We start from the raw sequence: 26,389 nt of genomic DNA, 5'->3' as shown, positions 1-26,389 counted from the left end.
TTCAGCTATAAGGCGGCTGGGTGAAGCCCGCCGGGCTGAGCGTGAAGATCTCGCAGCCGTCTTCGGTGATGCCGATCGAATGCTCGAACTGTGCCGAGAGCGACCGGTCGCGCGTCACCGCCGTCCAGCCATCGTCGAGCAGTTTCACGTCGGGGCGGCCGATATTGATCATCGGCTCGATGGTGAAGATCATGCCGGGCTTCAGCTCGGGGCCGGTGCCGGGGCGACCGACATGGACGACCTCGGGCGCGTCATGGAACAACAGGCCCAGGCCATGGCCGCAGAAGTCGCGGACGACGCCGTAGCGATGCTTCTCGGCATGGCGCTGGATGGCGTTGGCCACATCGCCCATATGGTTGCCGGGCTTGGCCTGCTCGATGCCCAGCATCAGGCATTCATAGGTGACCTCGACCAGCTTGCGCGCCTTCAGCGGCACGTCGCCGATCAGGTACATGCGGCTGGTGTCGCCATGCCAGCCATCGACGATCGGGGTCACGTCGACATTGACGATATCGCCCGACTTCAGCGTCTTTTCGGACGGAATGCCGTGGCAGACGACATGGTTGATCGAGATGCAGGTCGAATGGGTATAGCCGCGATAGCCCAGCGTCGCGGGCACGCCGCCGCGTTCCAGGATGAACTGGTGGATCAGCCGGTCGATCTCGGCGGTGGCGACGCCCGGCACCATATGGGGCACGAGCATGTCCAGCGTCTCGGCGGCCAGGCGGCCCGCCTTGTGCATGCCATCGAACGCCTCGCGGCCCCACAGCTTGATCGCGCCGGTCCGCCCCTCGGGCGCGTTGGCGGAAACGGTCACATATTCGGTCATGGCCACGATATAGCGTGGCATCGCGGCTTTTGCGAGGCTATGTCCGGCACCATGCAAGCCGACCCCGCCTCCGAGCGTATCTGGACCGCCGCGCTGATCGTCATCGGCGACGAAATCCTCTCTGGCCGCACCCAGGACCGCAACATCGCGCAACTGGCGACATGGCTGAACGTGCAGGGCATCAGGCTGGCCGAGGTGCGGGTCGTCGCGGACCAGCCGGATGCCATCGCCGAGGCGGTCAACACGCTGCGCGCGCGCAACGACTATCTCTTCACCACCGGCGGGATCGGCCCGACGCATGACGACATCACGGTCGATGCGATCGCGGCGGCGCTGGGCGTGGCGGTGATCGAACATCCCGAGGCGCGGGCGATCCTGGAGGATTATTACACCACGCGCGGCGGCGTAACCCCGGCCCGCGCGCGGATGGCGCGGACGCCGGAGGGGGCCTCGCTGATCCCCAACCGCGTGTCGGGCGCGCCGGGCATCCGGATCGGCAATATCTTCATCATGGCGGGCGTGCCGCATATCACGGCGGGGATGCTCGATGCGCTGACCGGCACGCTGGAGGGCGGGCGGCCGGTCGTGTCGGGCACGGTCGGCTGCTGGGTGGGGGAGAGCGAGGTGGCCGATCTGCTCCGCGCGACTGAAAAGGCGCATGAGGGCGTCGCCATCGGCAGCTATCCCTTCTTCCGCGAAGGCCGGACCGGCGCCAATTTCGTCGTGCGCAGCCCCGACCCCGCGCTGATGGAGACGTGCCTGGCCGATCTGACCCGCGCGCTACAGGCGACGGGGCGCGACGTGGTGCCGGGCGGCATCTGACCCGGTGGCGGCGGCAATGCGCGGGAACGCACCCATTCTCGTCACGGGCGTGGCCGGGTTCATCGGTCACGCCACCGCTCACCGGCTGCTCGACCGCGGCGAGACGGTGGTCGGTGTCGACATCGTCAACGACTATTACGACCCGGCGCTGAAGCAGGCCCGGCTCGCGACCTTCGAGGGGCGGGAGGGCTTCGCGTTCCACCGGATGGACGTAGCCGATGCCGAGGCGGTCGCCGGTCTGGTCCGCGAACGGGGCGTCACCCGCGTCGTCCATCTCGCCGCGCAGGCGGGCGTTCGCTACAGCATCGCCAATCCCTTCGCCTATGAACGCTCCAACCTGGCCGGGCATCTGGCAGTGATGGAGGCGTGTCGCCATGCGCCCGGCTTCGTCCATCTCGTCTATGCCTCGTCCAGTTCGGTCTATGGCGACAAGCCGATGGGCGGGCAGGGGTTTCGCGAGGACGAACCCGCCGCAAGCCCCGTCTCGCTCTATGCCGCGACCAAGCGCGCCTGCGAGTTGATGAGCCAGTCCTATGCCGCGCTCTATGGCTTTCCGCAGACGGGATTGCGGTTCTTCACCGTCTATGGCCCCTGGGGGCGGCCCGACATGGCCTATTTCTCGTTCACCGACCGGATCATGGCGGGCCAGCCGATCGAGGTTTACGGGGAAGGGCGGATGGCGCGCGACTTCACCTATATCGACGACATCGTCGACGGCATTGTCGGCGCGCTAGACCGTCCGCCCGAGACGGGGGGACACCGCATATTGAATATCGGCGGCAGCCATCCGGTCGGCCTGATGGAGATGATCGCGACGCTGGAACACGCGCTGGACCGCGAGGCGGTGAAGATCATGAAGCCGATGCAGCCGGGGGACGTGACGGCGACCTATGCCGATGTCTCGCGGCTCCACGCGCTGACGGGATATGCCCCGCGCGTCCGATTGCAGGAGGGACTCGGCCGCTTCGCCGACTGGTATCGCGGCTATTTCCGGGTCTGATCGATTGCCGGTCCGGCAGCATCCTGCCGAAATCCGGCAATGTCAGTGCCGATTTAAAGCATTTGGAAACGAATTTCGTCCTATACGCGCAACGGACCGTCGACGGGGCGGTGAGCGTGAGGAAGAGATAGCGTGGGCATCCCCGAGAATATCGCGTGGCAGGACCCGACCGAGCGTCGCGAGGAAGTCCGCGTCCCGATCCAGCGCGAAGGCACCGTCCGCGTCGCCGACGACGGCGATTCGCTGCCCATCCTGATCTCGAACCTCCATCGCGAGGGCTGTCGGATCGACGGCTCGGTAGAGCTTTCGGTCAACCAGACCGTGATGATCGGCATTCCCGGCATCGGCCTGCGCGAGGCGCGGGTGAAATGGAAGAATGACGGGGCATATGGCGCCTGTTTCCTCCGCCCGCTGCCTGCGGGCAGCGTCGGCTCCGCGCTGGCCGACAATGTCCATGCGCTGGCGGGGGCGCCGTCGCCCGTGTCGCATGCCCAGGTCCGAATCATGCCGATCGCCAGCCGTGGCGAATCGGTCGAGGAAAAATGGTCGCCCCGCGCCCGTTTCGCGCTGTTCGTCGCGATGACCTTCGTCGGCGGCACGATGATGGTCTCGCTCGCCGATCTGCTCCTCAGCTGAGCTATTGCCGTTCGAAGCGCGGCGCGGTGGCCTTCGCCGCGCCGAGTGCGATCACGACCGGGCGATAGCCGACCGGCACCGCCGCGCCCTGACCCGCTTGCCCGCAGATCGGGCGATAGCGCACCGACCCCGAGAATTTCAGCACGAGCCGATCGTCCGGCGCGTCGGTCCAGACGATCATCTTCGAACCCTCCGCCCCGTCGACGCGCAGGGCAGTGATGCCCGGCTGCGACCGGTCCACCCGCCAGGCCTTGCCCGCGGACGCCAGCGCCGTCGCCTCGCGCACCGCACAGGCGGCGGGCTTAGGGCGATAGTCATAGGTGTAGAGGCCGAAATTATCCTCCATCTCGCTCGGCCGCCGTCCCTGATCCTTCAGCTGATAGACCCAGACGCCGCCCATCCAGGGCGTCGCGGCCGACCATAGCAGGAATTGCGCGACATTGTCCGCCGCGCGCTCGGGCGCGATATCGCCGCATGGGCCGCCCGTGGTGGTCGGCCAGCCCAGCTCGGTGACATAGATGGGCAGCGCATGGCCGTCGGTCGTCGGCAGCGCGCGGTGCAGCGCCTCGATCTGGCCGATCGCATCGGCGCCGGTCCGCTTCGCCACCGGCTCGCACTGGTTGTAATAATGGACCGACAGCGCGCTCGCCCCGGCCAGCCCGCCATTGGCGGCAACCGAGCGGACCCAGGCCCAGCCCTTGTCCTCGCCCGCCGCGCCGACCAGGATCATGGCCTTGGGATCGACCGCGCGGATCGCGCGCGTCGCCTGATTGGCGAGCCGGGCATAGTTGATACCCGAACGCGGATCGTCGGCGGTGCCCGCCCCGCGCAGCATTCCGCGCTCGGGCGCGGCGTTCAGATTCCACTCGTTCCAGATTTCATAAAGCGGCTGGCGCGCTTCGGTGACACGCACGGCGTCCTGATTGAAGGCGGCAAAGGCACGCCGCGCCGTATCGGATACCGGCGCCTTGCCGCCATCGACGGCGGGGTGGGTATAGGTGAGGATCCACAGCGGCCGCGCGCGGGTGGCGGCGACCATCGCCTGTTGCCGGGGCGAGATGTCGCCGGGAACCGCCAGCCCCTTCTGCTTGAAGGCGACCCAGGGGATGTCGTCGCGGAACGAGGCGACACCCAGCTCGTCGATCGCCCTGGCGGTGGGGGCGGGTTCGTAGCCGAATTGGCCGCCGATCCCGAAATGCACGCCCACCCCGACGATCAGTGGCGTGGCGCGTCTGGTCAGCGGACCATCGGGCAGCGTGCCCGCCGCCTGTCCCGAGCAGGCGGACTGGGTCCCGACCAGCAGGGTGGCGCAGGCCAGCACACGGCCGCCGAGCCGAACCAGCGATGCGGGGGATGATCGTCGTTTCACGTGGTGTCTCCCTCGTTGTCCAACGGCGCCCCCCGGCGCGACCGGCTTTCCCGTCAATAGGCGTTCTTGTGCACCAGAACCGCGGCCGTGCGGAACAGGATCGAGATGTCCCGTGCCAGGCTCCAGCCGTGCAGATATTCCAGATCGGCACGCAGGCGGTTCTTGAGGTCGACGTCGCGGTGCGTCGCGCCCCGGAAGCCGCGCACCTGCGCCAGTCCGGTGATCCCGGGCTTCAGCGCGTGGCGCTGCCAATATTGGCGGTCGACCTCCCAGAATAGCTGGTCCCCGGCGAGCGAACCCAGCGCGTGCGGACGCGGCCCGACCAGGCTCATGTCGCCCAGCAGGACGTTCAGCAGCTGCGGCAGTTCGTCGATGCTGGTCTTGCGGATGAAGCCGCCGACGCGGGTGATCCGCTTGTCGTCGCGCGAGGCGGAGGTGTTGCCCTTGGCATCGCTGCTCTCGACCCGCATCGAGCGGAATTTCAGGATGTGGAAGATACGGTTGCCGCGCCCGATCCGTTCCTGCCGGAACAGCACGGGCCCCGGCGAGTCGAGCTTCACCGCCAGCGCGATCAGCAGCAGCATCGGGGTCAGCGCGATGACCAGCGGCACGGTGATCAGCAGATCGAGCATGCGCTTCTTGAACATGTCGCGATAGCTGAGCGGCCCCTGCGCCACGACCAAGGTCTGGCGGCCCTTGAAATCGGTCAGCCCAAGCACGCCGAGCGAGCCGAAGCCGGGGATCAGGATCTCGCCGTCCACCGCCGCGCCGCGCAGCAGCAGCGCCCAGTCATGCTGGCGATTGGGGGCGCAGCGGACGACCACGCGCTCATATTTCGCCAGAAGCTCGGCCAGGCGGTGGAGCATATAGGGGTTTTCGAGATCGGGCTCGACCCCCGCCTCCTTGGAGAAGACGGTGTCGCACAGTTGCGGCTCGGACCATTCCTCGCGCGTCTTGTCGTCGACGATCAGCAGCTCGGCGACCAGCTTGGGCGCGGCGGTCGGGCGGACCATGATGACCAGCGTCATGCGCATCGCCGCCATGAAGACCGCGCTGCTCGCCATGCCGATCGCCAGCGCGACGCGCGACAGTTCGGGCCCGGCCTTGAAGAAGAAGATCAGCGTCATCGCCGCGAAGAAGGTGATCGCCAGCGGCGTCAGCGACCGGCGCAGCGAGATCGTGCCGCTGGTCAGGGCGTCGCGGCCATAGGCCTCGCTGTTGAACGCGATGATCAGGTAGATGGGCAGGATCGGATAGGCCAGGTCGATGCCGCTGAACGACAGCCACTGGCCGTCGCGGAACAGGCTGGCCACCAGAAAGCCAAGGCTGATCGCGATCACGTCGATCATCATCAGCGCGACATACAGCCGGATGCGGACGTTCCGCCGGTGGATAGCCCCGGCGAGCGACATTTCATCCGTCAGCGCTGTCGCGAAACTCATCGTATTCTGATTTCCCATAGCCGGCATAAGGACGCTCCGCCGCTGTCCAGGCATGTGATGGCTAGCCCGGTTCATCCGGGCCAGCAATCTGCTTTCGCACCTGCAACATAGCTGTTACGACCGTTCAACAGATTATGAGCACGGGGTACCGACAGCTCTCTGAAAACCCGGTCCGGGTCGTATCAAATGGAACCAAGTCATGACGAAGATCTACGTGAACGGCCGGTTCCTCGGCCGGACGATGACCGGGGTCGAACGCTTCGCCTTCATGGTGCTGGACCGCGTCCATGCGCGGATCGTTTCGGGCGCGGAGCCCGCGCGATGGACGCTCCTCCTGCCGCCAGGGGTTGAAAAGCCTGTGCAATGGACTGGTTTTGCGGCAAAAAACGTCGGAAGCCGGGGCGGCCATTTCTGGGAGCAGGCGACGCTGCCGGGGGCGGCGCGGGACGGGGTGCTGGTCAATCTGTGCAATTCGGGGCCGGTGCTGCCACGTCGGTCGCTGACCGTCATTCACGACGCGCTTGTCTATGACATGCCGGGCAATTTTTCGCGCCCGTACCGGTTGCTTCACCAGAGTTTGGGGTGGCTTCTGTCCCGTCGATCCCATCTTGGGACGGTTTCGATGTTCTCTCGCGACAGATTGTCGGCGGTGCTCAAGGTTCCGGCGGATGCCATCCCGGTCATCCCCAATGCCGCCGATCATATCGACGCGATCGCCCCCGACGACACGGTGATGAACGCGCTCGACGTCGAGCGCGGCCGCTATCTGCTGTTCGTCGGATCCTTCGCGCCCAACAAGAACCTGCCGCGCGCTCTGGAGGCGTTCGCGCGGATCCGGCGGCCCGAGGACCGGCTGGTTCTGGTCGGCGCGGCGGTGCGGTCCTTCGCGCAGAACGGGCTGGGCGACGAGCCGCCCGAGGGCGTCGTGCTGCCCGGCCGGATCAGCGATGCGGCGCTCATGAGCCTTTATCGCTCGGCGCGGGCGCTGGTCTTTCCCAGCCTTTACGAAGGGTTCGGCATCCCGCCTCTGGAGGCGATGCGGTTCGGCCGCCCGGTGATCGCGGGCGACATTCCCCCGGTGCGCGAGGTGTGCGGCGACGCCGCGCTCTATTGCGATCCAAAGTCGGTCGAAGCGATCGCGACGGCGATGCAGACGATGCTGCGCGACGATGCCGTGCATGCCGATCTGGCTGGCAAAGTCAGCGCGCGCAGTCGGCAGTTCAGCTGGGATGCCAGCGCCGATGCCCTGCTGCGCGCGCTGAAGGCGGTCTAGGCCGCCGTCACCCGGCGGCGAAGCCCCATCTGCCGGACGATCACCGTCGCATTGCCCGCCGCCAGCGCGGAGACGCGAAGCGTCGCGATCAGATAGGGATAGGGGCCGCTCGACGCCGGGACGATGGCGGGGCGGGTGCGCAGGGTCAACAGCGCGGGGTCGTTGATCCCCTGATCGTTGGCGCCGTTCGGATTGCTCATGTCCTGCGACCCGAAGGCCGTGCCGTTGGAGCCCATGCTGGCCCCCGCCAGTTCCAGGGTGATCGACTGGAGCGAGGCGGGAGCGGCGACCAGTTCGACGAGTGCGAAGCCCTCCAGTTCGTCGCCCGGCCGCAGACTGGCGTGATATTGCCCGCCGACCGTGCCGGGCAAGGTCTGCTCCAGCCGGAAATGACCCGCGCCGCCAAAGCTGATCGCGGCCTGAACCCCGTTGCCGATGCCGTCGGGATTGGCGACGTTCGACAGCGTGGCCGAGCCGCCGCCGCTGCTCATCGCGGCGGTCCAGCCCGAGGGCGCATCGCCCGTCACCCCATTGCCCGCCGTCCCGCCGGTCGTCGTGGTGAACAGATGGTTGGTCAGAATCTGGCGACGGCCATTGGCGGGCGTGTCGATGACCCCGCTCGACAGGACCGGGCGCGGCGGCACGATCCGCGCGAGCAGCGCCGCCAGGCTCTTGCCGTGCCAATAGGCCCCGCGCGCATTCATATGGATGCCGTCATAGGAATAGCCCGAGCGAAAGGTCGGCGTCGTCGCCCCGGCCTGCATCACCACGGGATAGGCGTCATGGACATGGATGCCGGGCGTCCGTTCGGCATAGTCGGCGATCAGGTGACGCAGCTGGACCAGCGCCGCGATCTTCTCTCCGCTGGTCAGGCTCGATCCGCCGACCTCATTCTCCAGGACCACGGTCATTCCGGCGGCGTAGGCGGTATCGGCGATCAGCCTCAGGTCCCGCATCGTGACGGCAGCGACCGTGTCGATCGTCACCGTCTCGCCGGTGACCGCGTGATTATAGGTAAATCCCGTCGCGACTTGGCCGATATTGTTGATACCGCCCTGCACATAGAGCAGCCCCGCGCCGGTCGCGATCGCGGCGGGCAGCCGCGCCAGCATCTGGTCGGTCCGGTCGCCGCTGACGCCGAACGTGTCCCCGATCGTCATATTATGGCCGAGCAGCGCATTGGCCCAGTTGATCGGCGACCGCGCGCAGCGGTTGCGGCGGCCGAAGTCGAGATAGATGATCGCCACCCGGCTGTCGCCGAGCGCCGTCAGCTGCTTGGTCAGCCGCCGGTCGGGGCTGACATTCAGTCGGGCCAGCCGCGACAGGCCGACCCCGATGCTGCCAGAGGCATATCCCATCGCTCAGGCCTCCGCGATCAGGTTGGCGGCGGTGGTGCCGGTGGCGCGGACATAGGCGGCGTGCACCGCGATGTAGCTGGCGTCGGGCAGGTTGCGATAGGTGACGTCGACCGCGCCATCGATCCCGCGAAGCGTCACGTCGCCGCCGATGCCGACGTAAATGCCCTTGGGGATCTGCGGCAGGGGCTGGGTATCGCTGGGCGTGACGGGGAAGGGCGCGCGCGAGGGGCTGTTCACCGTGTCGATGATGCTGCGTGGATCGGCCATGCAAAGACTCTCCCATTGGGGCGGACGGGATCGTCCGCTCCATGGTTGTTCCAGTTATGTTCCATTTTTCGTGTAGGACAGCGAAATTTTCGCGAGGCTCGTCCGTGACGGTGCGTTTCAGCCCGACTTCGCCATGCTGCGCCGCAAAATGGTACAGCCTGCCCCGGTCGCGACCGCTATACCCTTTCGATCCAACCCGCTACGCAGCGGTGTTGTCTCCACGTCGATGCCATCAAGAGGATCAAGGTGAACGGATTTCTACGATCGGTCTGCCGCGACCTTCACCGCTATGCCCATTTCGAGCAGACGCGGCCGTCATTCGCCTTTGCGGTTCGCATGGTGCTACTGACCCAGGGGTTCCAGTTCGTGCTGGCGCGCCGCATCCAGGATCTGATCGTACGGATTCCGGTCGCCGGGCGGCCGCTGCGCCGGGTCTGGTGGTGGTGGACCTGTCGCCGCTTCGGCGCGGAGATCGCGATCGGTGCGACGGTGGGCGACGGGCTCTATATCCCGCACCCCTATGGCATCGTGGTGGGCGTCTGCACCATCGGCGAGGATGTCGCGATCCTTCAGAACGTCACCATCGGCGCGCGCGGGCCCGAAGCGCCCAGCCAGGCGGTGATCGGGCGGGGCAGCTACCTGTCGGCCGGATCGGTGCTGGTCGGTGCGATCACGCTGGGGGAGGGCGCGGTGATCGGCGCGAACGCGGTGGTCCTGACCGATGTGCCCGCCCGCGCCACCGCCGTGGGCATTCCCGCCCGGATCATCACGCGCGGCTGACGCCTTCGCCTCGCCCGCCGACTTTCCAGAGGATTACCCCATGCGCATCCTGAGCATCACGGCCTTCTATACCCCTTTCGTCATCGGCGGCGCGGAGATGTGCGCGCAGAACCTGACCGACTGGTTCGTCGCCAACGGGCATGAGGCGGCGGTGCTGACCGCCGCGCCGACCCCGGCGGACGAGCAATGGGGCGCGGACAAGGACGGCTACAAGGTCTATCGCGTCAGCACGCCGCACCTCTATCCGGTCGCCGCGACCAACCAGCAACCGGGCTGGAAGAAGCCGATCTGGCACATGCAGGACATTCTCGATCCCCGCAACGAGGCGGTGTTCGACCGGGTGATCGCCGAGTTCAAGCCCGACTTCATCCATATCCACTGGATCCAGGGGCTGGGCTATAATGGGCTGAAGGTCATTGCCCGGCACGGCATCCCGACCGCGATCACGCTGCATGATCTGGCGCTGGCCTGCGTCCGCACGACGATGTTCCGCGGCATCGACGAATGCGCCGGGCAATGCGGGACGTGCAAGTTCAGCGCGAAGGTCAAGATGGGCTATCTGCGCCAGCTGCCCCGCCTGGGCTTCATCTCGCCGTCTCAGGCCAATCTGGACCGTGTGGCCGAGCTGTTGCCGATCGACGATTACCCGAAGTTCCACATCCTTAACCCCAACCGCTATCCGGCCCCGACGGTGCTGCATTCGCCGCAGGCCAGGACCCGGCTGCTCTTCGTCGGGCGTCTGGAGGAAACGAAGGGAATCAACTTCCTGCTCGGCATCCTCGACACGTTGTCGAAGGATTTCGATTTCCATCTGACCGTGCTGGGCAAGGGCCCCGAGGAACCGCGCCTGCGCGAGCAATATGGCCATCACGACTGGCTGGAGCTGAAGGGCCATGTCCCGCAGCAGGAGGTGTCGGACATCATGGCGACCAGCGACCTGTTGATCACGCCGTCGCTCTGGGCGGAGAATTCGCCCGGCGTGGTGATCCAGGCTCTGGCCAACGGCCTGCCGGTGATGGGCAGCGACAAGGGCGGCCTGCCCGAGCTGATCCAGCCGGGCGAGAACGGCATGCTGGTGCCGCCGGGCGACGAGGCGCTGTGGCGCGCGGCGATCACCGATGTGCTGCGCCACCCCGAAAAGATGGCGGCGCTGCGCGAAAGCACGATCCGCTCGGCCGACCGTTTCGACTATGACCGGCTGGGCCGAGAGATCATGGCAGCGCTGGAACACATCGCCGCGCAACCGGCCCGCGCAGCCTGATCGCTCAGGAGCGCGGGGCCGCGGGTCAGAGCAGCCGGGCGTTGACCCCCAGTCGGCTGACGCCGGGTACGTCGATGACGACCGGCATCTCGCCGACCGTGACGGTACGGTCGGCCGTCCCCGCCGTCGCCGACTGGCAGAGCGTGCGCGTGGAATAGGCCGCGGTGCCGCCCACGGTCAGGCGGCCGGTCCGCCCGGCTAGGCTGCTCCACGCGATGACCTGAAGCCCCTGCGGCGTCGCCGCGCGAACCACGGTCAGGCCCGATCCGACCTGTTGCACCGACATGGCGGTGGCGTTGCGGACGATCTGTGCCGCTTCGCTGAAACCGCACAGCGCGGGCTTGGCGTTGCCCGCCGCGTCGTACAGCCCGAAATGATGCTCCAGATCGTTGGCGTTGGTGCCCGAGTCCTTCAGTTCGTAGATCCAGCTTCCCGCGACCCAGGGCAGGGCGGCGGTGTGGAGCAGGAATTGCGGCACGCTGGTCGCGACGACCGAGCTCGCCACCGAACAGGACAGCGATCCGCCCGGCCAGCCCCATTCGGAGATGTAGATGGGCGGCGTCTGCCCGCCGGTGACCGATGCCAGACGGGTCTGAAGCTGATAGAGGCGCGCGATCGCCGCCGTCGCGGTGCGCAGGTCGGTGCGTTCGCACTGGTTGTAGAGGTGGACCGACACCCCGTCCGCCCGTTTGGCCGCGCCGCGTGCGACCGCATCGGCGATCCAGTCCCAGCTGGGGTCGCTGCCGCCCGCGCCGACGATCACCTTGGTATCGGGCGTGCTGTCCTTGATCGCGGCGACGGTGTCGCTGGCCAGCGCTGCATAATAGCGCGCCGCGCGGACATCGCCTTCCTCGCCCGCGGTCATCAGCATCGGCTTGTCGGGCGCGGCGGTGACGTTCCACTCGTTCCAGATCTCGTACATCGCATTGCGGCCCGCCGTTGCCGCGACGGCGCGCTTGGCGAAGGCGACGAAGGCCGCGCGACCGGCGGCGCTGATCGGGGGCCAGCTTTCGGGGATGAAGGGATTGCCGTTGGTCAGGATGAACATCGGTCGCGCGCTGGTCTGCTTCAGGAAGCCGCTGATCGCGGGCGCCAGGTGCGAACCGTTGACGTCCCAGTCGGGCGCGAAGTCGTTCCAGAAGATGTCGTCGCGAAACGCGGTGACATTGGCCGCCTTCATCCACTGGGTGGTGGTGGCCGCGTCATAGCCGGACTTGCTGGCATAGGCGAAATGGGTCGCCACCCCGATCTCATAGGGCGTCGACCGGGCGGACAGGTCCCCGGCACCGAAGATGATGGCGGTAGCGCCCGGATCGCTGGCCAGCGCGGTGGCGTCCGCCGAGGCGGAGCCGGTCGGCGTCGGGGTGGCGGTCGGTGTCGGCGTCGGTGTCGGGCCCGTGACCACGCTCACCGCGCCCGATGACGTGGAACCGCCCCCGCCGCCGCACGCGGCCATCAGGGGAAGGAGGAGCAGAGCAAAATGGGCACGCATGACAAAGCCTTGCTAGGTTTCATCACCTTGTAGGCAGAGCATGATGCAGGGTGGTTAAGTCTACTGGTTAATGCCGGATTCACCGGGATTTTGCCATTATCGGGAAAATCGATTTGGTTCCCTGTCGAGGAGATAATTTCGACCTGTCCCATTTTTGCCGCGTTGCAACAAAACCGCCCCTTTTGGGACAGTGCTCGGGCTTGACCGGTGATAGGGGAAAGGGCACCGCAGGTCGTTGTTGGTTGGGTAAACGTAACGAGGGCACGAGCAGGATGCTGCAAAGCGGTGACATTTTGCGGCTGCCATCACGGCCTGTCTGCATGGGATTTGCCGCGATCGCCTTATGGTGCGTCGGCGGTGCCGCCCATGCGCAGGACGAGCGGCTGGGCGTTCCCCTGGTGCCGGTCCTGCCGGTCGCGCGGCCGGTCGTCGCCGATCCCGGCCTGTCGTTAACCACCTCGGCCGAAGCGGCCTATGACGACAATATCTTCCGCACCAATTCGCGGCGGACGCCGTCGGTGGACGACTTCATCCTGACGCCGGGCGTGCGCGGCGTATATTGGCGGCAGGTCGGGTTGAACGACGTGCGGGTCGATGCCGATCTGGCCTATAGCTTCTTCACGCTGAACCCGGATCGAAGCCGGGGTCGCGCCGACCTGCATGGCAGCGGGACGTTCCGGGTCGCGGGCGTATGCCAGATCCAGCCCGATGCGCGCATCCTGCGGCAGCAATCGGACTATGGCGACATCAACGCGGCGCGCGACAATTTCCAGACGGTCAGCAATCTGTCGCTTCGCGTCAGCTGCCCGCGCACCGTCGGCTTCTATCCCGTGGCGGACATCAGCCGCCGGACGACGACGAATAGCACCGCCTTCGACTTTGCCGACCTGCGCAGCGTCTCGCTGCTGGGCGGCATCGGCTATAGCCGCCCGAGCATCGGTCAGGCGGTGCTCTATTATCGCCATTTGAACAGCGAGCGTCCGACGATCAACGTCACCAACCGGGCCGAGCAGGTCGGGGTGACCTTCCACCGCGCGGTGGTCAGCCGTGTGACGCTGGACCTGGACCTCAGCTACCTCGATGTGACGTCGCGCGGGGCGAATGTGCGGCCCTATCGCGGGCCGGGCTGGGACGCCAAGCTCGAACTCAAGCCGGTTCCCGCCGCCTCCTTCTCGATCGAGACGGAGCGCCGGATCGTCAACGACTCGCTGGTCCCGGCCGGTTTCGCCGTGCAGACCGATGTCCAGCTGGCGAGCGAGCTGCGCTTTGCCGAGCGGACGCGCTTTCGGGCCGGTGCCATATTGGGGCATCGCAACTTTCGGGGCGACCCGCTCGTCATTGCCTCGCCCTTCGCGAAGGACGATTTTCAGTCCTACTCGCTGGGCGTGACACGCCAGCTCGGCGAGCGTCTGAACCTGAACCTGGACGGGCAGTATAGCAATCGCAACACGGATACGGGTGTGAACGAATATCACTTCACCCGCCTAGTTGCCGGAGTTTCCTATCGTTTCTGATCGGTCCTCCCGGACCGGCCGGATATCGCGCGAATAGCATGAGGACGAAAAATGCGCCGTAAGCATAAGCTATTGCTGGCCATGGTCGTGCTGACGCCGGGCATGGCGTCGGCCCAGCAGGGTGTCGCGCCCGCCCCCGTGCGGACGGCCCCGCTGCCGACCCCGGGCGTGCGCCCGGTCGATACCGCCGTCAGCGCCTATGTGCTGGGTCCGGACGACGAGATCGAGATGAAGGTCTTCGGGCAGGACAATATGTCGCTCAAGACCCGTATCCGCGCCGACGGCACGATCACCGCGCCGTTCCTGGGCAATATCCAGGCGGCTGGGCGGACCACCGCGCAACTCGCCCAGCAGCTTAGCGAGGCCTATCTGCGCGGCGGCTATCTCAGCCGTCCGTCGATCAACATCGAAGTCACCAACTATGCCAGCAAGAGCGCGACGGTGCTCGGCTCGGTCGGGCAGGCGGGCCTGTATCCGCTCGATCGCCCCTATACGGTGGCGGCGATGGTCGCGCGTGCGGGCGGCCCGCGCGCGGACGGGGCCAATACGGTGATCCTGACCCCGATGGGCGGCCAGCCCGAGCGCATCTCGCTGGCCGATGTCAGCGGCGGCGCGGCGCGGCTGGTCCAGCCGGGCGACACGCTGTTCGTGCCGGTCGCCGAGCAGGTCTATGTCTATGGCCAGGTCGAGAAGGGCGGCGGCTTCCCGGTCCAGCCGGGCATGACCTTCCGTCAGGCCCTGGCGCTGGCCGGCGGACCGACGCTGGCGGGCTCGACCAAGCGGATCGAAGTGCGCCGCGGCGGCAAGGTCCTGCCCAAGGCGACGCTCGACGACGTGGTCCAGCCCGAGGACGTGCTGGTCATCAAGGAAAAATGGTTCTGATCCTGGGGCCGTGGAACCCGGTAATGGCGTTGGGAGTGGCGTAGATGGGGTTCAAGACATGGCTGGCCGCGATCAAGGCGTGGCTGATGGGGGGCACGGCGGAAGCGGCCACCGGCTTGCCGCGCCCGGTAACGGGTGAGCGGCCGATGGCCCGCGTGCCGGTCGACGGCTCGGTGCGGTCGCCGGTGCCGGTCGCTCCGGCCTTCGCCGCGCCTGCGCCCGCTCCGTCGGGGTCAGCGCGTGCGCGGATCCATGCCGCGTTCGACACCGGCATGCCGGTCGAAAGCCGCGCCGGGCTGGCGGGGCGTTCCGAAGAGCTGAACCGTCTGGTCGAGGCGGTCATCGAAAATGGCAAGCACGGCATCGTCTTCGGCGCGCGCGGCTCGGGCAAGACGTCGCTGTCGCGCGTGTTCGGCGATCTAGCGGACGAGAAGGGGGCGGTGGTCTTCTATAATCTCGCCAGCGGTGACCTGAGCTTCTCCGAGCTGTATCGACCCTATCTCACCGAATTGGCGACCATTCCCGGCGGCGGATTGCGGCGCGGCGACATCGCGCCGCTGCTCGATGCGCCGTTCGACGCGCGCGCGCTGGCCAGCATCCTGGCGGAGCGGGTGCGTCGGCCGGTCATCCTGGTGCTCGACGAATTCGATCGCGTGGAGTCCGCCGCGACCAAGTCCGAGGTCGCGGCGCTGATGAAGCTGCTGACCGATATGCGCGCCACGACGCGGGTCGTGACGGTCGGCATCGCCGCCAATGTCGAGGATCTGATCCAGGGCCATCCCTCGCTGCGCCGCCACATGGTGTCGGTGCCGGTCGGCGGGATCGGCGCGGAGTCGCTCAAGGACCTGTTCGTGCGCTGCTGCACGCAGGCGGGGTTGACGGTCGAGGACGGCGCGGCGAGCGAGGTCGCGTCGGCGGCCTATGGCTCGCCCTATCACCTGCGGCTTTTCGGCCTGAACTGCGCGCTGGCCGCCGAGAAGGCGGGCGTGAGCCGGATCGATCGCGAGATCGTGCGCATCGGGTTCGGCAAGGCCTTTGCGGACTGGCGAATGCTCAGCGCCACGACGGCGGACCTGCTGGTGCGATGCGCCCAGCTGCCGACCGGGCACCGCTTCGTGATCGCGCTGATCGCCTATGCGGCGGCGATGCGCACGCGGGTCGACCAGGCTGAGATCAGCGCGCTGGCGATCGGCGACGGCTCGCTTGACCCGGCGGTCGTCCAGGCCGCGTTCGACATGCTCCGTCCCATCTTGCGGCCCAGCGCGATCGACGGCCAATATCTGTTCGACGACGCGCTCGCGCCGCAATTCTACCTCCTGCTGCACAGCGGCAGGATTGATCCGCAACCGGCCGACCAGGGCCTGCGCTCCGACCTGCGAGCGTTCCTGGAGCAGGGAGGGCCCATGGCATGACCAGTTTTTCCGATCTCATAGTAGCGATACGCCACCGTGGACGTCTCGCGATCGTTGTGGGTGCTTTGGTATTCGCGGTGGTTGCGGTACTCGGCTTCTTGCAACCGCGGGCCTACACAGCCGGTTCTTCGATTCTGATCGATCTGGCCCAGCGGGATCCGACATCCGAGGGGCGCCAGACGGCCGAAACAAGTTCGTCGGTGATCGACACGGTCATCGGCACGCAGCTCGACATCATCCGTAGCGGCGCGGTGCTCGAAGAAGTCGCACGTCGTGCGCCGCCATCGGCACTCACGAAGTCGAGTGAAGGAACGAGCGAAAGCCGGATGCAGCGCGCGGTCAATATTCTCCGTCGCAATCTTAAAGTGGACGCCGACAAGGGCAGCAATGTCATTCAGCTGAGCTACACCGCGCCCTCGCCGCAGGAAGCTGCAAACACGCTGAACGCAATCACCGACGTGTTTCTGAACAAGCAGGTCACGTTGCGCAGCGTCGCTGCACGCGAAAATGCCAAATGGTATAATGCCCGTACGGCGGAGGTGCGTGGTCGGTTGGAAGAGGCGCAGCGTAAGCTGTCGGACTTCCAGCGCCAGCACGGCATCGTGGGTGTGAACCGCATGGACCTCGAGGCGGAAAAGGCGCGCAGCTTGTCGACCGAATTGGTCGCCGCGCAGGCTGCGGCTGCTGCCGCCCGTTCCAAATCGGGTTCGGCCGCACAGCCGGAGGTCGCTCAGTCGACCATCGTACAGGACCTGCAGAAGGAGATCGGCATTCAGGCCGGTCGCGTGGCCGAGTTGTCCAAGACACTGGGGCCCAACCATCCGGACATGGTCGCCGCCAATGCGCAGTTGAATGCGTTGCGCAGCCAGTTGGGTAGCGCACGATCGGTGCAGGCCCAGGCGCTGACCGCGGCCAGTTCCGCCGCCGCGCAGCGTGAGGCAAGCCTGCGTGCCGATCTCGCGCAGCAACAGGCCCGCATGGTTGCGCTGTCCAGCGTGCAGGACGATTTGAACGTGCTCCAGCGGGATGTGGATGCCGCGCGTCAGACCTATGACACGGTCCGCCAGCGTTTTAACGAGGCGACGTTGCAGAGCGAAATTTCCCGCGCCAATGCCAGCAGCCTCGATCCGGCCGAACCGCCGCTCCTGCCGTCCAAGCCCAATCTGGTACTGTGGCTGGTCGCGGCGATCGTTCTTGGAGCCGGTGCCGGATTGGCTGCCGCCTTGGGAACCGAAATGCTCCGGCCGCGGCTGCGCACGCCGGGGGGCACGTCGCAGTCGCTCGATCTGGACGTGCTGGCGGATATGACCGACTTGCGGTCGACGCAAAATAGCGGCTGGGCCGCAAACCGGGAGGTAATGGCGTGAGGCTCCGTTCGAGCGCGAATTCCGCGCAGTCCTATGCCGAGGCTGAGGCGCTGCAGGGGCGGGCGACAGGGCAGGGGATCGATCCCCTGCTGGTCGCGGCCTTCACGATGGACGACCCCTATGTCGTCGCGATCCGCAGCATCCGCAGCTCGATCGTCCAGCGTTACGAAGACGTGTCGCGCGACACCCGTTACTGCGCGCTGATCGGTCTCGATTGCAACGAGGCGCTGGCGGTGATGGCCGCCAATCTGGCGGTGGTGACGACGCATATGGGATCGTCGACGCTGGTGGTCGACACCAACCATGCGCATCCGCGCGTCGCCGAGCTGTTCGGCTGTTCGGATTCGCCGGTGGTCCAGTCGACGCCGCTGGTCGGGTTGACGGTGATCGGGACGGGGCGCGGCGAGGGCGGTGTGGCCGACCCGGTCGAGCGTCGCCCGCTGATCGAGCAGCGCGACGAATGGAATGCGCGAGTCGATCAGGTCATCGTCGCGATCGCGCTGAACGAGGCGCATAGCGCCGCCAGCATCGCCAACGCGCTGCATGGCTTCGACGCGGCGGTGATCGTCGCGCGCAAGAACGTGACGCAAGTCCGGCCGACTCGTGCGCTGATCGACGTTCTGGACCAGCACCGCGTGCCGATCGTCGGTACGGTCCTGGTTTGAGCCACGCCATGGCGTCGGAGCACGGTCCTGCGCGTGCGGCACCCCGGGTGCTGCACGTTTGCGACAGCATCGTGGGGGGCACGGGTAGTTACCTGGCTGAACTGCTGCCACCCCAGGCGGAGCGTTACGGGCCGGGGCAATTGATGCTGTTGATCCCGCGCCAGCATCGTGACGATGTCGAGCCCCGATTGCGCGACAGCGGTATTGCCTTCGCCTATTTCAATCGACCCAATCGGTTGGCGGGGATGGCGATATTGCTGTTCGCCTATCTGGCATGCCTGAGGCGCTTCCGGCCCGACATCGTCCATGCCCACTCCTTCGGGGCTGGTGTCTGCACGCGGCTTCTGCCGATCTTCGGTCGGCCCCGCATTGCCTTTTGCCCGCATGGCTGGGCCTTCAACATGCAGGTCAAGCCGCTGGTCCGGCGCTGCATCATCCTGGTCGAACGGCTTTTGGCTTTGCGTGCCGACCGGATTCTCCTGATTTCCGAGCACGAACGCGAATCGGCTGAAGAGGTCGGCATGGCGGCGGCCAAGCTGGTGACGATTCCCAACGCGATCGCCACCGATCCGCCGCCCGTTCCCGCAGTGCCTTGGAATGATTCGCGCATCAAATTGCTGTTCGTTGGGCGGTTCGATCGGCAGAAGGGCCTGGATCTCTTGATCGATGCGATCCGTCCGCTGGGCGGGAAGTATAGCGTTCGCGTGGTTGGGCGGCCGGTGGTCGGCGGTGGCACCGATTTCGGAGCGCCGCTGGATTTCGTGGATTTCGTCGGGTGGCGCGATCGGGACGGGGTCTCGGCCGAAATGAAGGCTGCGGACGCGGTGATCGTGCCGTCACGCTGGGAAGGTTTTGGCCTGGTTGCAATCGAGGCGATGCGGCTCGGCCGCCCGGTGATCGCATCCGATGCGGGCGGACTGAACGACATTCTGGATCATGGCCGCTACGGTGTCAGCTTTCCGGCGGGGGATGTCGTGGCCCTGCGCGAAGCTCTCGCCCGGCTTGACCGCGAGTGGCTCGGACGCTTCGGGGAAATTGGTCGTCAGCGCTTTCTGACCGAGTATTCTGCAGATCGGATGGTGCGACAAGTGGACGACGTTTATCATGAGTTAGTCGCGCATTGAGATTTGTTCCTTGCTATGGTGCGGATATTTTTGGCGGTTTTGTTCAAAAAAGATATGCAAAGCATCGCTTTGGGACAGATTTTCGCCATTCGGCATTGAGAAATTCCTTAGACGGTTCATGCTTTGAATGAGCGACGATGTTCCGCATCCGGAACCAATGGGAATCCAATTTAAATGACGGAACGGCAGGTCAGGTTTGACGCCCTGGATTCGTGGCGTGGCATCGCCGCGCTGCTCGTCGCGCTCTTCCACTTCCAGGCTGCGGGCAATTTTTATATCGTCCCCCTCGTGCGGCACGGCAATCTAGCAGTCCCGTTCTTCTTCGTTTTGAGCGGTTTTGTAATTACTCATGCCTATCGTGCAAAGCTGGATGAGCGGGGGGCTGGCATCCGTTTCATGGTGCGGCGTTTTGGGCGGCTGTATCCGCTTCACTTTGTGACCTTGATGGTGCTGGTGGGGTTGGAATTCGCCAAGTTGATTGCCGTTCAACATGGCTTTTCCGGATCCGAGGGGCCCTTTCAGAATACCAATAGTGTTCCGTCGCTGATTGCGAACCTGTTCCTGCTTCAGGCCGTCATTCCGTTTCCTGACCTAAGCTGGAATGCTGCAAGCTGGTCGATCAGCACGGAGTTCTACACTTATCTTGTCTTTCTCGCTGTCTATAGCGCTGCGGGCGCACGCCACCGCATCCTGGGCTGTGTCATCGCCTTCATTCTTTCGGGGCTTTTTTTGCTATATCTGGAAGTGAGTTACCCAACGCTCAACATTGCGTCGGGTATGGGTATGGCCCAGTGCGTCTTTGGCTTTTTTGCAGGCAATCTCACCTACGAGCTTTATCTGCGCCTTTACAATCGACCAGCCTTGCAGGGTACTTGGCCAGAACTGCTGGCGACCGTGATGATGGTCCTGTTGTTCTGGTTTAAGCCTCGCTTCATATCATTTGATATCCTGGCATTCAGCGTCATTATCCTGCTGTTCGCTTATGAGGGCGGAGCAGTAGCGCGGGGATTGCGCAATCGAGTAATGCTACGGCTCGGCGAACTGTCCTACTCGATCTACCTTTGCCACTTCATCATCTTTTCGCTGATGTTTGTTGCTGTTCGGGTTCTCCAAGGCAAGCTAGGCATAGCGTTGATTGAGCGAGTGAATGGCATCGACGTGATGGATTTTGGGCCCCATTGGCTCATGGATCTGGTGGCATTGGGGTATCTTGCCGTTCTTTTGGTGTGCGCTGTGATGACCTATCGCTGGATCGAGGTCCCTGGGCGGCGCTATTTCAATCGGCTCGCTGGGGGCAGGGGCAAGGGCCCTGCCATCGTCGGTGCCGAGCCCCGTCAGGCCTGAAGCGTTTCCGGATCAGCCTTTCGCTGCCGTTAATCATTTGTTTGAATGTTGCCTGTATCGAGAGCGTAACGAAAATTCTCATCGTTCAGGATACTTAAAGTTACTTTAAGTATGCCGATTAGAGATTCGGCCACCGGCGTATTTCTAACAATGGGGCTCGATCCTTATCGGAGTCCTACAGCCCGTGGCCGCTCAAACCCTTTCCGTCTCCGCCTTTTTGTCGACGCTGGGCGTGAACGCCCATGCTGGTAATGCCAATGGTGCCTATGCCAATTCGAGCATGGTCATCAGCGCGCTTAACTATCTGGGTATCAACACCGTCCGCGATCGCTTTTCGGATCAGGGAACGAGCGGCGCGGCCGTTGGTGCCATGGCGGCGGCAGGTATCAAGTTCGATTTCGTGGTCTCATCCGACATGCCCGCCAAGGGTGATGCCGGCCTGACAAGCTACATCGCCGGTCTCAAGGCATTTCAGAACAGATATGCCGGCAGCATCGTCGCGATCGAGGGGCTGAATGAGGTCAATATCCAGTCTTTCACCTACAAGGGCAGCAGCGACCTGAAGGCGGCGGCGGCTTATCAAAAGGCGCTGTACGGCGCGGTGAAGGGCGATACCGCGCTGGCCAATATCTCGGTCATCAACCTGTCGGTCGGCCTGGAGAGTACGTCGGCCTACGCCGCGATCGGCGACCTTGGTGCCTATTCCGACTATGGGAACGCGCACGCCTATACCGCGACGGGGTGGCAGTCGGACAAGGTCATGGAAGAGTCCATGGCGCGTGCGGCGGGGGCGGCCAAGGGCGATCCGATCGTCGTCACGGAAACCGGCTATACGACCCTTGCCAGCGACACCGGACTGGGTGTCAACGAGAGTGCGCAGGCCAAGCTGACGTTGAATGCGGTTCTGCATGCGTTTGAGAACGGCTCGAGCAAGACATTTCTTTACGAACTTTTTGACAGCAGCCTCGATCCAAGCGGTCCGGCGCGCGAATTCAGCTTCGGCTTGTTCAAGACGGACGGTACGCCCAAGCAGTCGGCGGTTGCCCTCCATAATCTGACCAGCATCCTGTCCTACACGGATGCAGGAACCGGCACCGCGGCCAGCGCCGCGAGCGCGTACAAGCTGAATGGCATGCCGACCGACGGGCATTCGCTGGCGCTGACCAAGGGCAATGGCGCTTATGACCTGTTGCTGTGGCGTGACGTCAAGATGTGGGACAGCGCCACCCAGAGCGAGACGACGACCGCGCCGCGGTCCATGACGATCGATCTGGGCGGGGTCCAGAAGACCGTTTATGTCTATGATCCGCTGAACGGCACGACGCCGATCGCAACCTATACCAATGTCAGCTCGATCACCGTCGCCATGGGCGACCGGCCGCTGATCGTCGAGGTCGGGGCCAAGGGCGCCTATACGGAGGTGAAGCCCAGCGTTACGCCCGATCTGACCCTGTCGGCCGACGCGCTGGTGGCGCAGATCGACAAGCTCGCGGTGTCTACCGGACTGAACAGCATCACGCTGACCGGGTCGACGGTGCTCAACGTCGCCTCGAACGCGACGATGCAGTATATGGTGGCGAATTACGGCTCGGTCCTGTCGAAGATCAAGGGCAGCTATTCCTTCCTCGTTACCGAGACCGGTGACAATTGGAAGGAGGAGCGCCGTTTCGATGCCAGTGGCAAGGCCATGTCGACGATCGACTATGGCTATGTCGGGGGTGTGTTGAACAACACCCATGCGGAATATGCTGACGGCACGGTCACCGATCAGGTGTTCAAGGCGGGCAAGCTGGCCCATTCGGTGACGACTGCGCCCGGCGGTCTGCGCACCACGATCAACTATGATACGACGACGGGCAATCCGACCGACAAGGCCGAGGAAAGTCGGAAGGCGACCATCCTGTCCCAATATAAGGATGGCGTGCTGGTCAACCGTACGACCAACAATGCGGACAAGAGCCGGGAGATCGACACCTACGACTCGACCGGCAAGCAGACCACGATGGTCCGTGTCGACACAGCGGGTGTCTGGACGACCACCAACTTTGATAGCGCGGGCAAGGTCACGCGTGTGTTCGTCGATCGGCCGGACGGCTCGGGCGAGAACATCGCATACGGCATCGCCGGCCAGGCCTGGACCACCGTTCGGCAGGTGAAGGCGACGAACGGCAAGATCACGTTGGTCGAGCGGACCCGCGCGGACGGCAGCTATGTGAACACCGAGCGCTTCACCAGCGACGGCAGCAACATCGTCACGACCTTCGATGGCAAGGGCGTGAAGCAGCAGGAAGTAACCGTCACCGCGCAGGGCAATCGCACGACCCTGAACTTCAACACCGCCACCGGCGATATTGCGAGCCGTATCGAACAGACGAGCGCGGGTACGACCACCACGACCTATGTGTCGGGCACGACGACTGAACGGACGCTGGCCCGCGCCGATGGCAGCCGCCAGACCGACAGCTTCTCGGGCGGCATGCTCGTCCGCCGCGTCGAGGTGGCGGTCGACAAGACCTTTACCACTCGCCTCTACGACGCGGTCACGGGCAAGCCGACCAAGATCTATATTTCCTATCCGGACGGTAGCAGCGCCAATACCAGCTTTGGCATTACCGGCCAGAGCTATGTGACCGAAGCGCAGACCGTGTCGAAGGCAGGCAAAGTCGTCTCGCTCGTCCGCACTCATGCCGATGGCAGCTATGACTTCACCGATGTCACGAGCAGTGACGGCACCCGCACGCTCAGCACCTATAACGCCGCCGGACAGCTGACCAACGTCACGACAATCGCGGCGGACGGCACGCGGACTAGCAAGGCCTTCACGCCGACCAGCACCGCCTCGAACACCCAGCTGTCGGAGCTGGTGCAAGTCAACAAGCCGGCCGCCAGCACCGATGCCCAGCCAGCGGGTACGTCACAGCCGGGGTCGGCCAACATCATCGAGACATATGATGCCAATGGCGCGCGCAAGTCGCAGACCGCGACCGATGCGGCGGGCAATAAGACGACGACGACCTATGACGCGGCCAGCGGTGCGGTGACGGCGGTCTATCTCTCCAACGCGAATGGCAGCGGAGAGACGCGCCTATACGGCATCACCGGCAAGGGCTGGACGGCTGAGGTCCAAGTAACCGATACGGCGGGCAAGCTGATCGCGCTGACCCGGACCCGCGCCGATGGCAGCGCGGTCTATAGCGAGCGGCGCGATGCCAATGGTCTGGTCGCGACCGTCTATGACAGTAACGGCGCCAAGCAGGTCGAGACGATGACCTCCATCGATGGCGGCCAGACGATCCTGAGCTATGCCAGCGACGGTTCGCTGACCCAGCGGGTGATCAAGCCTGCGGCAGGCGGCTCGACGACTGCCACCCTGTCGGCCGGTATCATCACTTCCATGCTGACGATTGCCACCGATGGATCGCGCACCGCGACGAAATATGATGCCAAGGGTGTGAAGGTCAGCGACCAGATGGTCGACAGCGCGAACACTTGGACGACGACGCTCTACGATGCCAGCGGCACTGTGACCCGCCGCTATGTGAAACGCGTCGACGGGACGGGGGACAACTATAGCTATGGCATCACTGGCCAGAGCTATGTCAGCGAGCATCAGGCGGTCGACGCGCAGGGTAAGGTGATCGGGCTCGACCGGCGCAATGCCGATGGTAGCTTGGCCTATGTCGATCGGCGACTGGACGATGGCAAGCGCCAGCTGATCACCTTCGACTCGACCGGCCGCCTGACCCAAGACATCCTGATCGGTACTGATGGCGGGGAGATCGTGAAGGATTACGACGCCGCAAGTGGCCAGTTGAAGCGTCAGCTGGAACGCCCTGCGTCCGGTGACGTGATTGTCAGCCAGTATGACCAAGGCAATCTGGCCAGCCGCCGCAGCCAGCTGGCCACGGGCAACATCAAGCTGGAAACCTTCAACGCCGATGGCTCCTGGTCGGCGGATACGCTGAACAGCGCCGGGTCGAAGATTCTGTCGCAGAATCGCGATGCCGCTGGCGTCTGGCGCACGACCATGATCGACCCCGCCACGGGTAAACCGACCATGCTCTTTGTCGAGCAGGCGGATGGATCGTCGGAGAACACCGCCTATAACGTCACGGGCCAGAACTATACGACCCAAGTCCAGAAGCTGGACAAGAGCGGCAAGATCCTGGCTGTCACCCGCACCGGGGCCGATGGATCCCTGCGCTATACCGAACAGCGCCGGGCGGACGGCGGTAGCGACCTGGCCTATTATGACGGCAAAGGGCGCAAGACAGCCGATGTCTCGGTCTCGGCATCGGGGGCGCGAGAAACCCGCAACTACGACGCGGCTAGCGGCGCTCTGCTCAATCTGGTGGTCGAGCAGACCGAGGGAGTGACCGCGACCAGCTATGCGGGCGGCAAGGTCAGCCGCATCGAGTTCACGGGAAGTGACGGGGCCAAGCGGCTCCGCGAGTATAACGCAAGCGGCACCCTCGTTTCCGATGTGACGAAGACGAAGGTGGGCGAGTGGACCACGTTGAAATATGATGCGGGCGGCACGTTGACGTCGAAATATGTGACCCATGCCGACGGTACAGGGGAGAATGTCCAATATAATGCATCGGGACAGCCCTATGCGGAGCAGCACCAGATGGTCGATGCAAAGGGCAATGTGACGGCAATGTCTCGCTATCGCAGCGACGGCACCCTGTCCTTCACCAGCCAGACGGGCGCCGATGGCCGGACCGAGCTGTACCGCGATGCGCAGGGGCGAGCGACGACCCAGTTGCAGGTCCGCACCAATGGCGACCGGATCGAGACTCAGCTCGATGCCGCCACCGGCACGCCGTTGTCGGCCACCGCGAAGCTGGCCGATGGGACGAGCGTCGTGTCGACCTATACGGGCGGCGTTCTGGTCCGCCGCGTGACCCAGCCGGCGGGCGGCAGCGCGACGACCGAGACCTTCTCGGCCAGCGGTCACGATACGACCAGGGTCGCGGCCCAGCCCGGTTTCGGCGTGATGGTTTCGGACTCGAAGGGCTGGATCAGCGGCGGCGCAACCGACGATATCCTGCTCGCCGACCGGCGGGACATGGTGCTGACGGGCGGCAGCGGTAGCGATCGGTTCCTGGTCACGCTGGGGGCCAGTGCCACGATCCGCGACTTCGGCGCGGGCCATGACCTGCTCGACCTCAGCGCCTTTGCCAAGTCGGGTTATCAGCCGATGATCTCGCTGGAGGGCGGCAATACGCTGCTCCGATATGCCGGAGGGGAATCGGTCACGCTGGTCGGTGTCACGCCGGACAAGCTGAACACGAATCAGGCGGCATCGGGGCTGTTCCAGTTCGGCTGATCGCGACTGGGCGGCCAGAACGAGGCCCGGACGACGAAGTTCCGTCGTCCGGGCCTTATTTTTGTTCGGCCCATCGACCAAGCGCTGTCGTGACAACGAAAATGTAGGGATTTCACGCTATTGCGGTCGCATCGGATGGTGGTGCCGAACGGGGTGCAGGCCGCCACGATCCGACCGTCGGAAGCCCGGACAGGGCGGCACCCCGCCGCCCACCGGTTCC

At 65.1% G+C, this 26,389-nt stretch carries 20 protein-coding genes; 14 read left to right on the top strand and 6 right to left on the bottom strand.

Going from position 1 to position 26,389, the window contains the following annotated elements:
- Position 1: 1 nt before the first annotated feature.
- Positions 2-829: a type I methionyl aminopeptidase gene (gene map / locus QE363_RS12790; RefSeq protein ID WP_309698199.1), complete on the bottom strand. Its 828-nt coding sequence runs from the start codon at positions 827-829 to the stop codon at positions 2-4.
- Between the two features lie 51 nt (positions 830-880).
- Here map and QE363_RS12785 point away from each other — a divergent pair, with 51 nt between their 5' ends.
- The 3 genes from QE363_RS12785 (at position 881) to QE363_RS12775 (ending at position 3,287) form a co-directional block, all read left to right on the top strand.
- On the top strand, positions 881-1,651 hold the full coding sequence (locus QE363_RS12785; protein ID WP_309695783.1) for a molybdopterin-binding protein: 771 nt from the start codon (positions 881-883) through the stop codon (positions 1,649-1,651).
- Between the two features lie 16 nt (positions 1,652-1,667).
- The gene (locus QE363_RS12780) at positions 1,668-2,651 is read left to right on the top strand and encodes an NAD-dependent epimerase/dehydratase family protein (protein WP_309695781.1); all 984 of its coding nucleotides are present in this window, start codon (positions 1,668-1,670) and stop codon (positions 2,649-2,651) included.
- A 132-nt stretch (positions 2,652-2,783) separates the two neighbouring features.
- A complete protein-coding gene (locus QE363_RS12775; protein WP_309695779.1) occupies positions 2,784-3,287 on the top strand; it encodes a hypothetical protein in 504 nt (167 codons plus the stop codon).
- Position 3,288: 1 nt separating this feature from the next.
- Here the strand turns inward: QE363_RS12775 and QE363_RS12770 are convergent, their stop codons facing one another.
- A complete protein-coding gene (locus QE363_RS12770) occupies positions 3,289-4,656 on the bottom strand; it encodes a cellulase family glycosylhydrolase (protein WP_309695777.1) in 1,368 nt (455 codons plus the stop codon).
- A gap of 53 nt (positions 4,657-4,709) precedes the next feature.
- The gene (locus QE363_RS12765) at positions 4,710-6,098 is read right to left on the bottom strand and encodes an exopolysaccharide biosynthesis polyprenyl glycosylphosphotransferase (protein WP_309695775.1); all 1,389 of its coding nucleotides are present in this window, start codon (positions 6,096-6,098) and stop codon (positions 4,710-4,712) included.
- A gap of 199 nt (positions 6,099-6,297) precedes the next feature.
- Here QE363_RS12765 and QE363_RS12760 point away from each other — a divergent pair, with 199 nt between their 5' ends.
- Entirely contained in the window at positions 6,298-7,371 is a 1,074-nt protein-coding gene (locus QE363_RS12760) for a glycosyltransferase family 1 protein (RefSeq protein ID WP_309695773.1), read from the top strand.
- On the opposite strand, the gene QE363_RS12755 is transcribed toward QE363_RS12760, so the two are convergent.
- Together QE363_RS12755 and QE363_RS12750 are read right to left on the bottom strand one after the other, a co-directional pair.
- A complete protein-coding gene (locus QE363_RS12755) occupies positions 7,368-8,729 on the bottom strand; it encodes a GDSL-type esterase/lipase family protein (RefSeq protein WP_309695771.1) in 1,362 nt (453 codons plus the stop codon). The two genes, QE363_RS12760 and QE363_RS12755, sit on opposite strands and share 4 nt — an antisense overlap.
- A 3-nt stretch (positions 8,730-8,732) precedes the next feature.
- The gene (locus tag QE363_RS12750; protein ID WP_307099073.1) at positions 8,733-8,996 is read right to left on the bottom strand and encodes a hypothetical protein; all 264 of its coding nucleotides are present in this window, start codon (positions 8,994-8,996) and stop codon (positions 8,733-8,735) included.
- Between the two features lie 246 nt (positions 8,997-9,242).
- On the opposite strand from QE363_RS12750, the gene QE363_RS12745 reads away from it, so the two are divergent.
- Both QE363_RS12745 and QE363_RS12740 read left to right on the top strand, forming a co-directional pair.
- Complete coding sequence (locus tag QE363_RS12745) at positions 9,243-9,776, top strand: serine acetyltransferase (protein ID WP_309695769.1); 534 nt, start codon at positions 9,243-9,245, stop codon at positions 9,774-9,776.
- 40 nt (positions 9,777-9,816) lie between these two features.
- A complete protein-coding gene (locus tag QE363_RS12740) occupies positions 9,817-11,037 on the top strand; it encodes a glycosyltransferase family 4 protein (RefSeq protein ID WP_309695767.1) in 1,221 nt (406 codons plus the stop codon).
- 25 nt (positions 11,038-11,062) lie between these two features.
- Here the strand turns inward: QE363_RS12740 and QE363_RS12735 are convergent, their stop codons facing one another.
- A complete protein-coding gene (locus QE363_RS12735; RefSeq protein ID WP_309695765.1) occupies positions 11,063-12,448 on the bottom strand; it encodes a hypothetical protein in 1,386 nt (461 codons plus the stop codon).
- Positions 12,449-12,849: 401 nt separating this feature from the next.
- Here QE363_RS12735 and QE363_RS12730 point away from each other — a divergent pair, with 401 nt between their 5' ends.
- The 8 genes from QE363_RS12730 to QE363_RS12695 all read left to right on the top strand — a co-directional run bounded on the left by QE363_RS12730 (position 12,850) and on the right by QE363_RS12695 (position 26,169).
- Positions 12,850-14,043 (top strand): hypothetical protein, encoded by a 1,194-nt coding sequence (locus QE363_RS12730; protein WP_309695763.1) that lies wholly within the window; start codon positions 12,850-12,852, stop codon positions 14,041-14,043.
- Between the two features lie 51 nt (positions 14,044-14,094).
- Positions 14,095-14,925 carry a polysaccharide biosynthesis/export family protein gene (locus tag QE363_RS12725; RefSeq protein ID WP_309695761.1) on the top strand — a complete coding sequence of 277 codons (831 nt, stop codon included), beginning with the start codon at positions 14,095-14,097 and terminating at the stop codon, positions 14,923-14,925.
- Between the two features lie 44 nt (positions 14,926-14,969).
- Complete coding sequence (locus tag QE363_RS12720; RefSeq protein WP_309695759.1) at positions 14,970-16,337, top strand: ATP-binding protein; 1,368 nt, start codon at positions 14,970-14,972, stop codon at positions 16,335-16,337.
- On the top strand, positions 16,334-17,704 hold the full coding sequence (locus QE363_RS12715) for a GNVR domain-containing protein (protein WP_309695758.1): 1,371 nt from the start codon (positions 16,334-16,336) through the stop codon (positions 17,702-17,704). The genes QE363_RS12720 and QE363_RS12715 overlap by 4 nt, the downstream gene beginning before the upstream one ends.
- Complete coding sequence (locus QE363_RS12710; RefSeq protein WP_307099059.1) at positions 17,701-18,369, top strand: hypothetical protein; 669 nt, start codon at positions 17,701-17,703, stop codon at positions 18,367-18,369. Before QE363_RS12715 ends, QE363_RS12710 begins: the two co-directional genes overlap by 4 nt.
- Before the next feature lie 8 nt (positions 18,370-18,377).
- On the top strand, positions 18,378-19,493 hold the full coding sequence (locus tag QE363_RS12705) for a glycosyltransferase (protein ID WP_309695756.1): 1,116 nt from the start codon (positions 18,378-18,380) through the stop codon (positions 19,491-19,493).
- 174 nt (positions 19,494-19,667) lie between these two features.
- Positions 19,668-20,837, top strand: a complete 1,170-nt coding sequence (locus tag QE363_RS12700; RefSeq protein WP_309695754.1) for an acyltransferase — start codon at positions 19,668-19,670, stop codon at positions 20,835-20,837.
- A gap of 184 nt (positions 20,838-21,021) precedes the next feature.
- The gene (locus tag QE363_RS12695) at positions 21,022-26,169 is read left to right on the top strand and encodes a hypothetical protein (RefSeq protein WP_309695753.1); all 5,148 of its coding nucleotides are present in this window, start codon (positions 21,022-21,024) and stop codon (positions 26,167-26,169) included.
- Positions 26,170-26,389: the final 220 nt, after the last annotated feature.

Source organism: Sphingomonas sp. SORGH_AS_0870 (assembly GCF_031453175.1).
GTDB lineage: Bacteria > Pseudomonadota > Alphaproteobacteria > Sphingomonadales > Sphingomonadaceae > Sphingomonas.
Note: the sequence above shows the minus strand (reverse complement) of the source record. Positions and strands in the feature narration are given on the sequence as shown.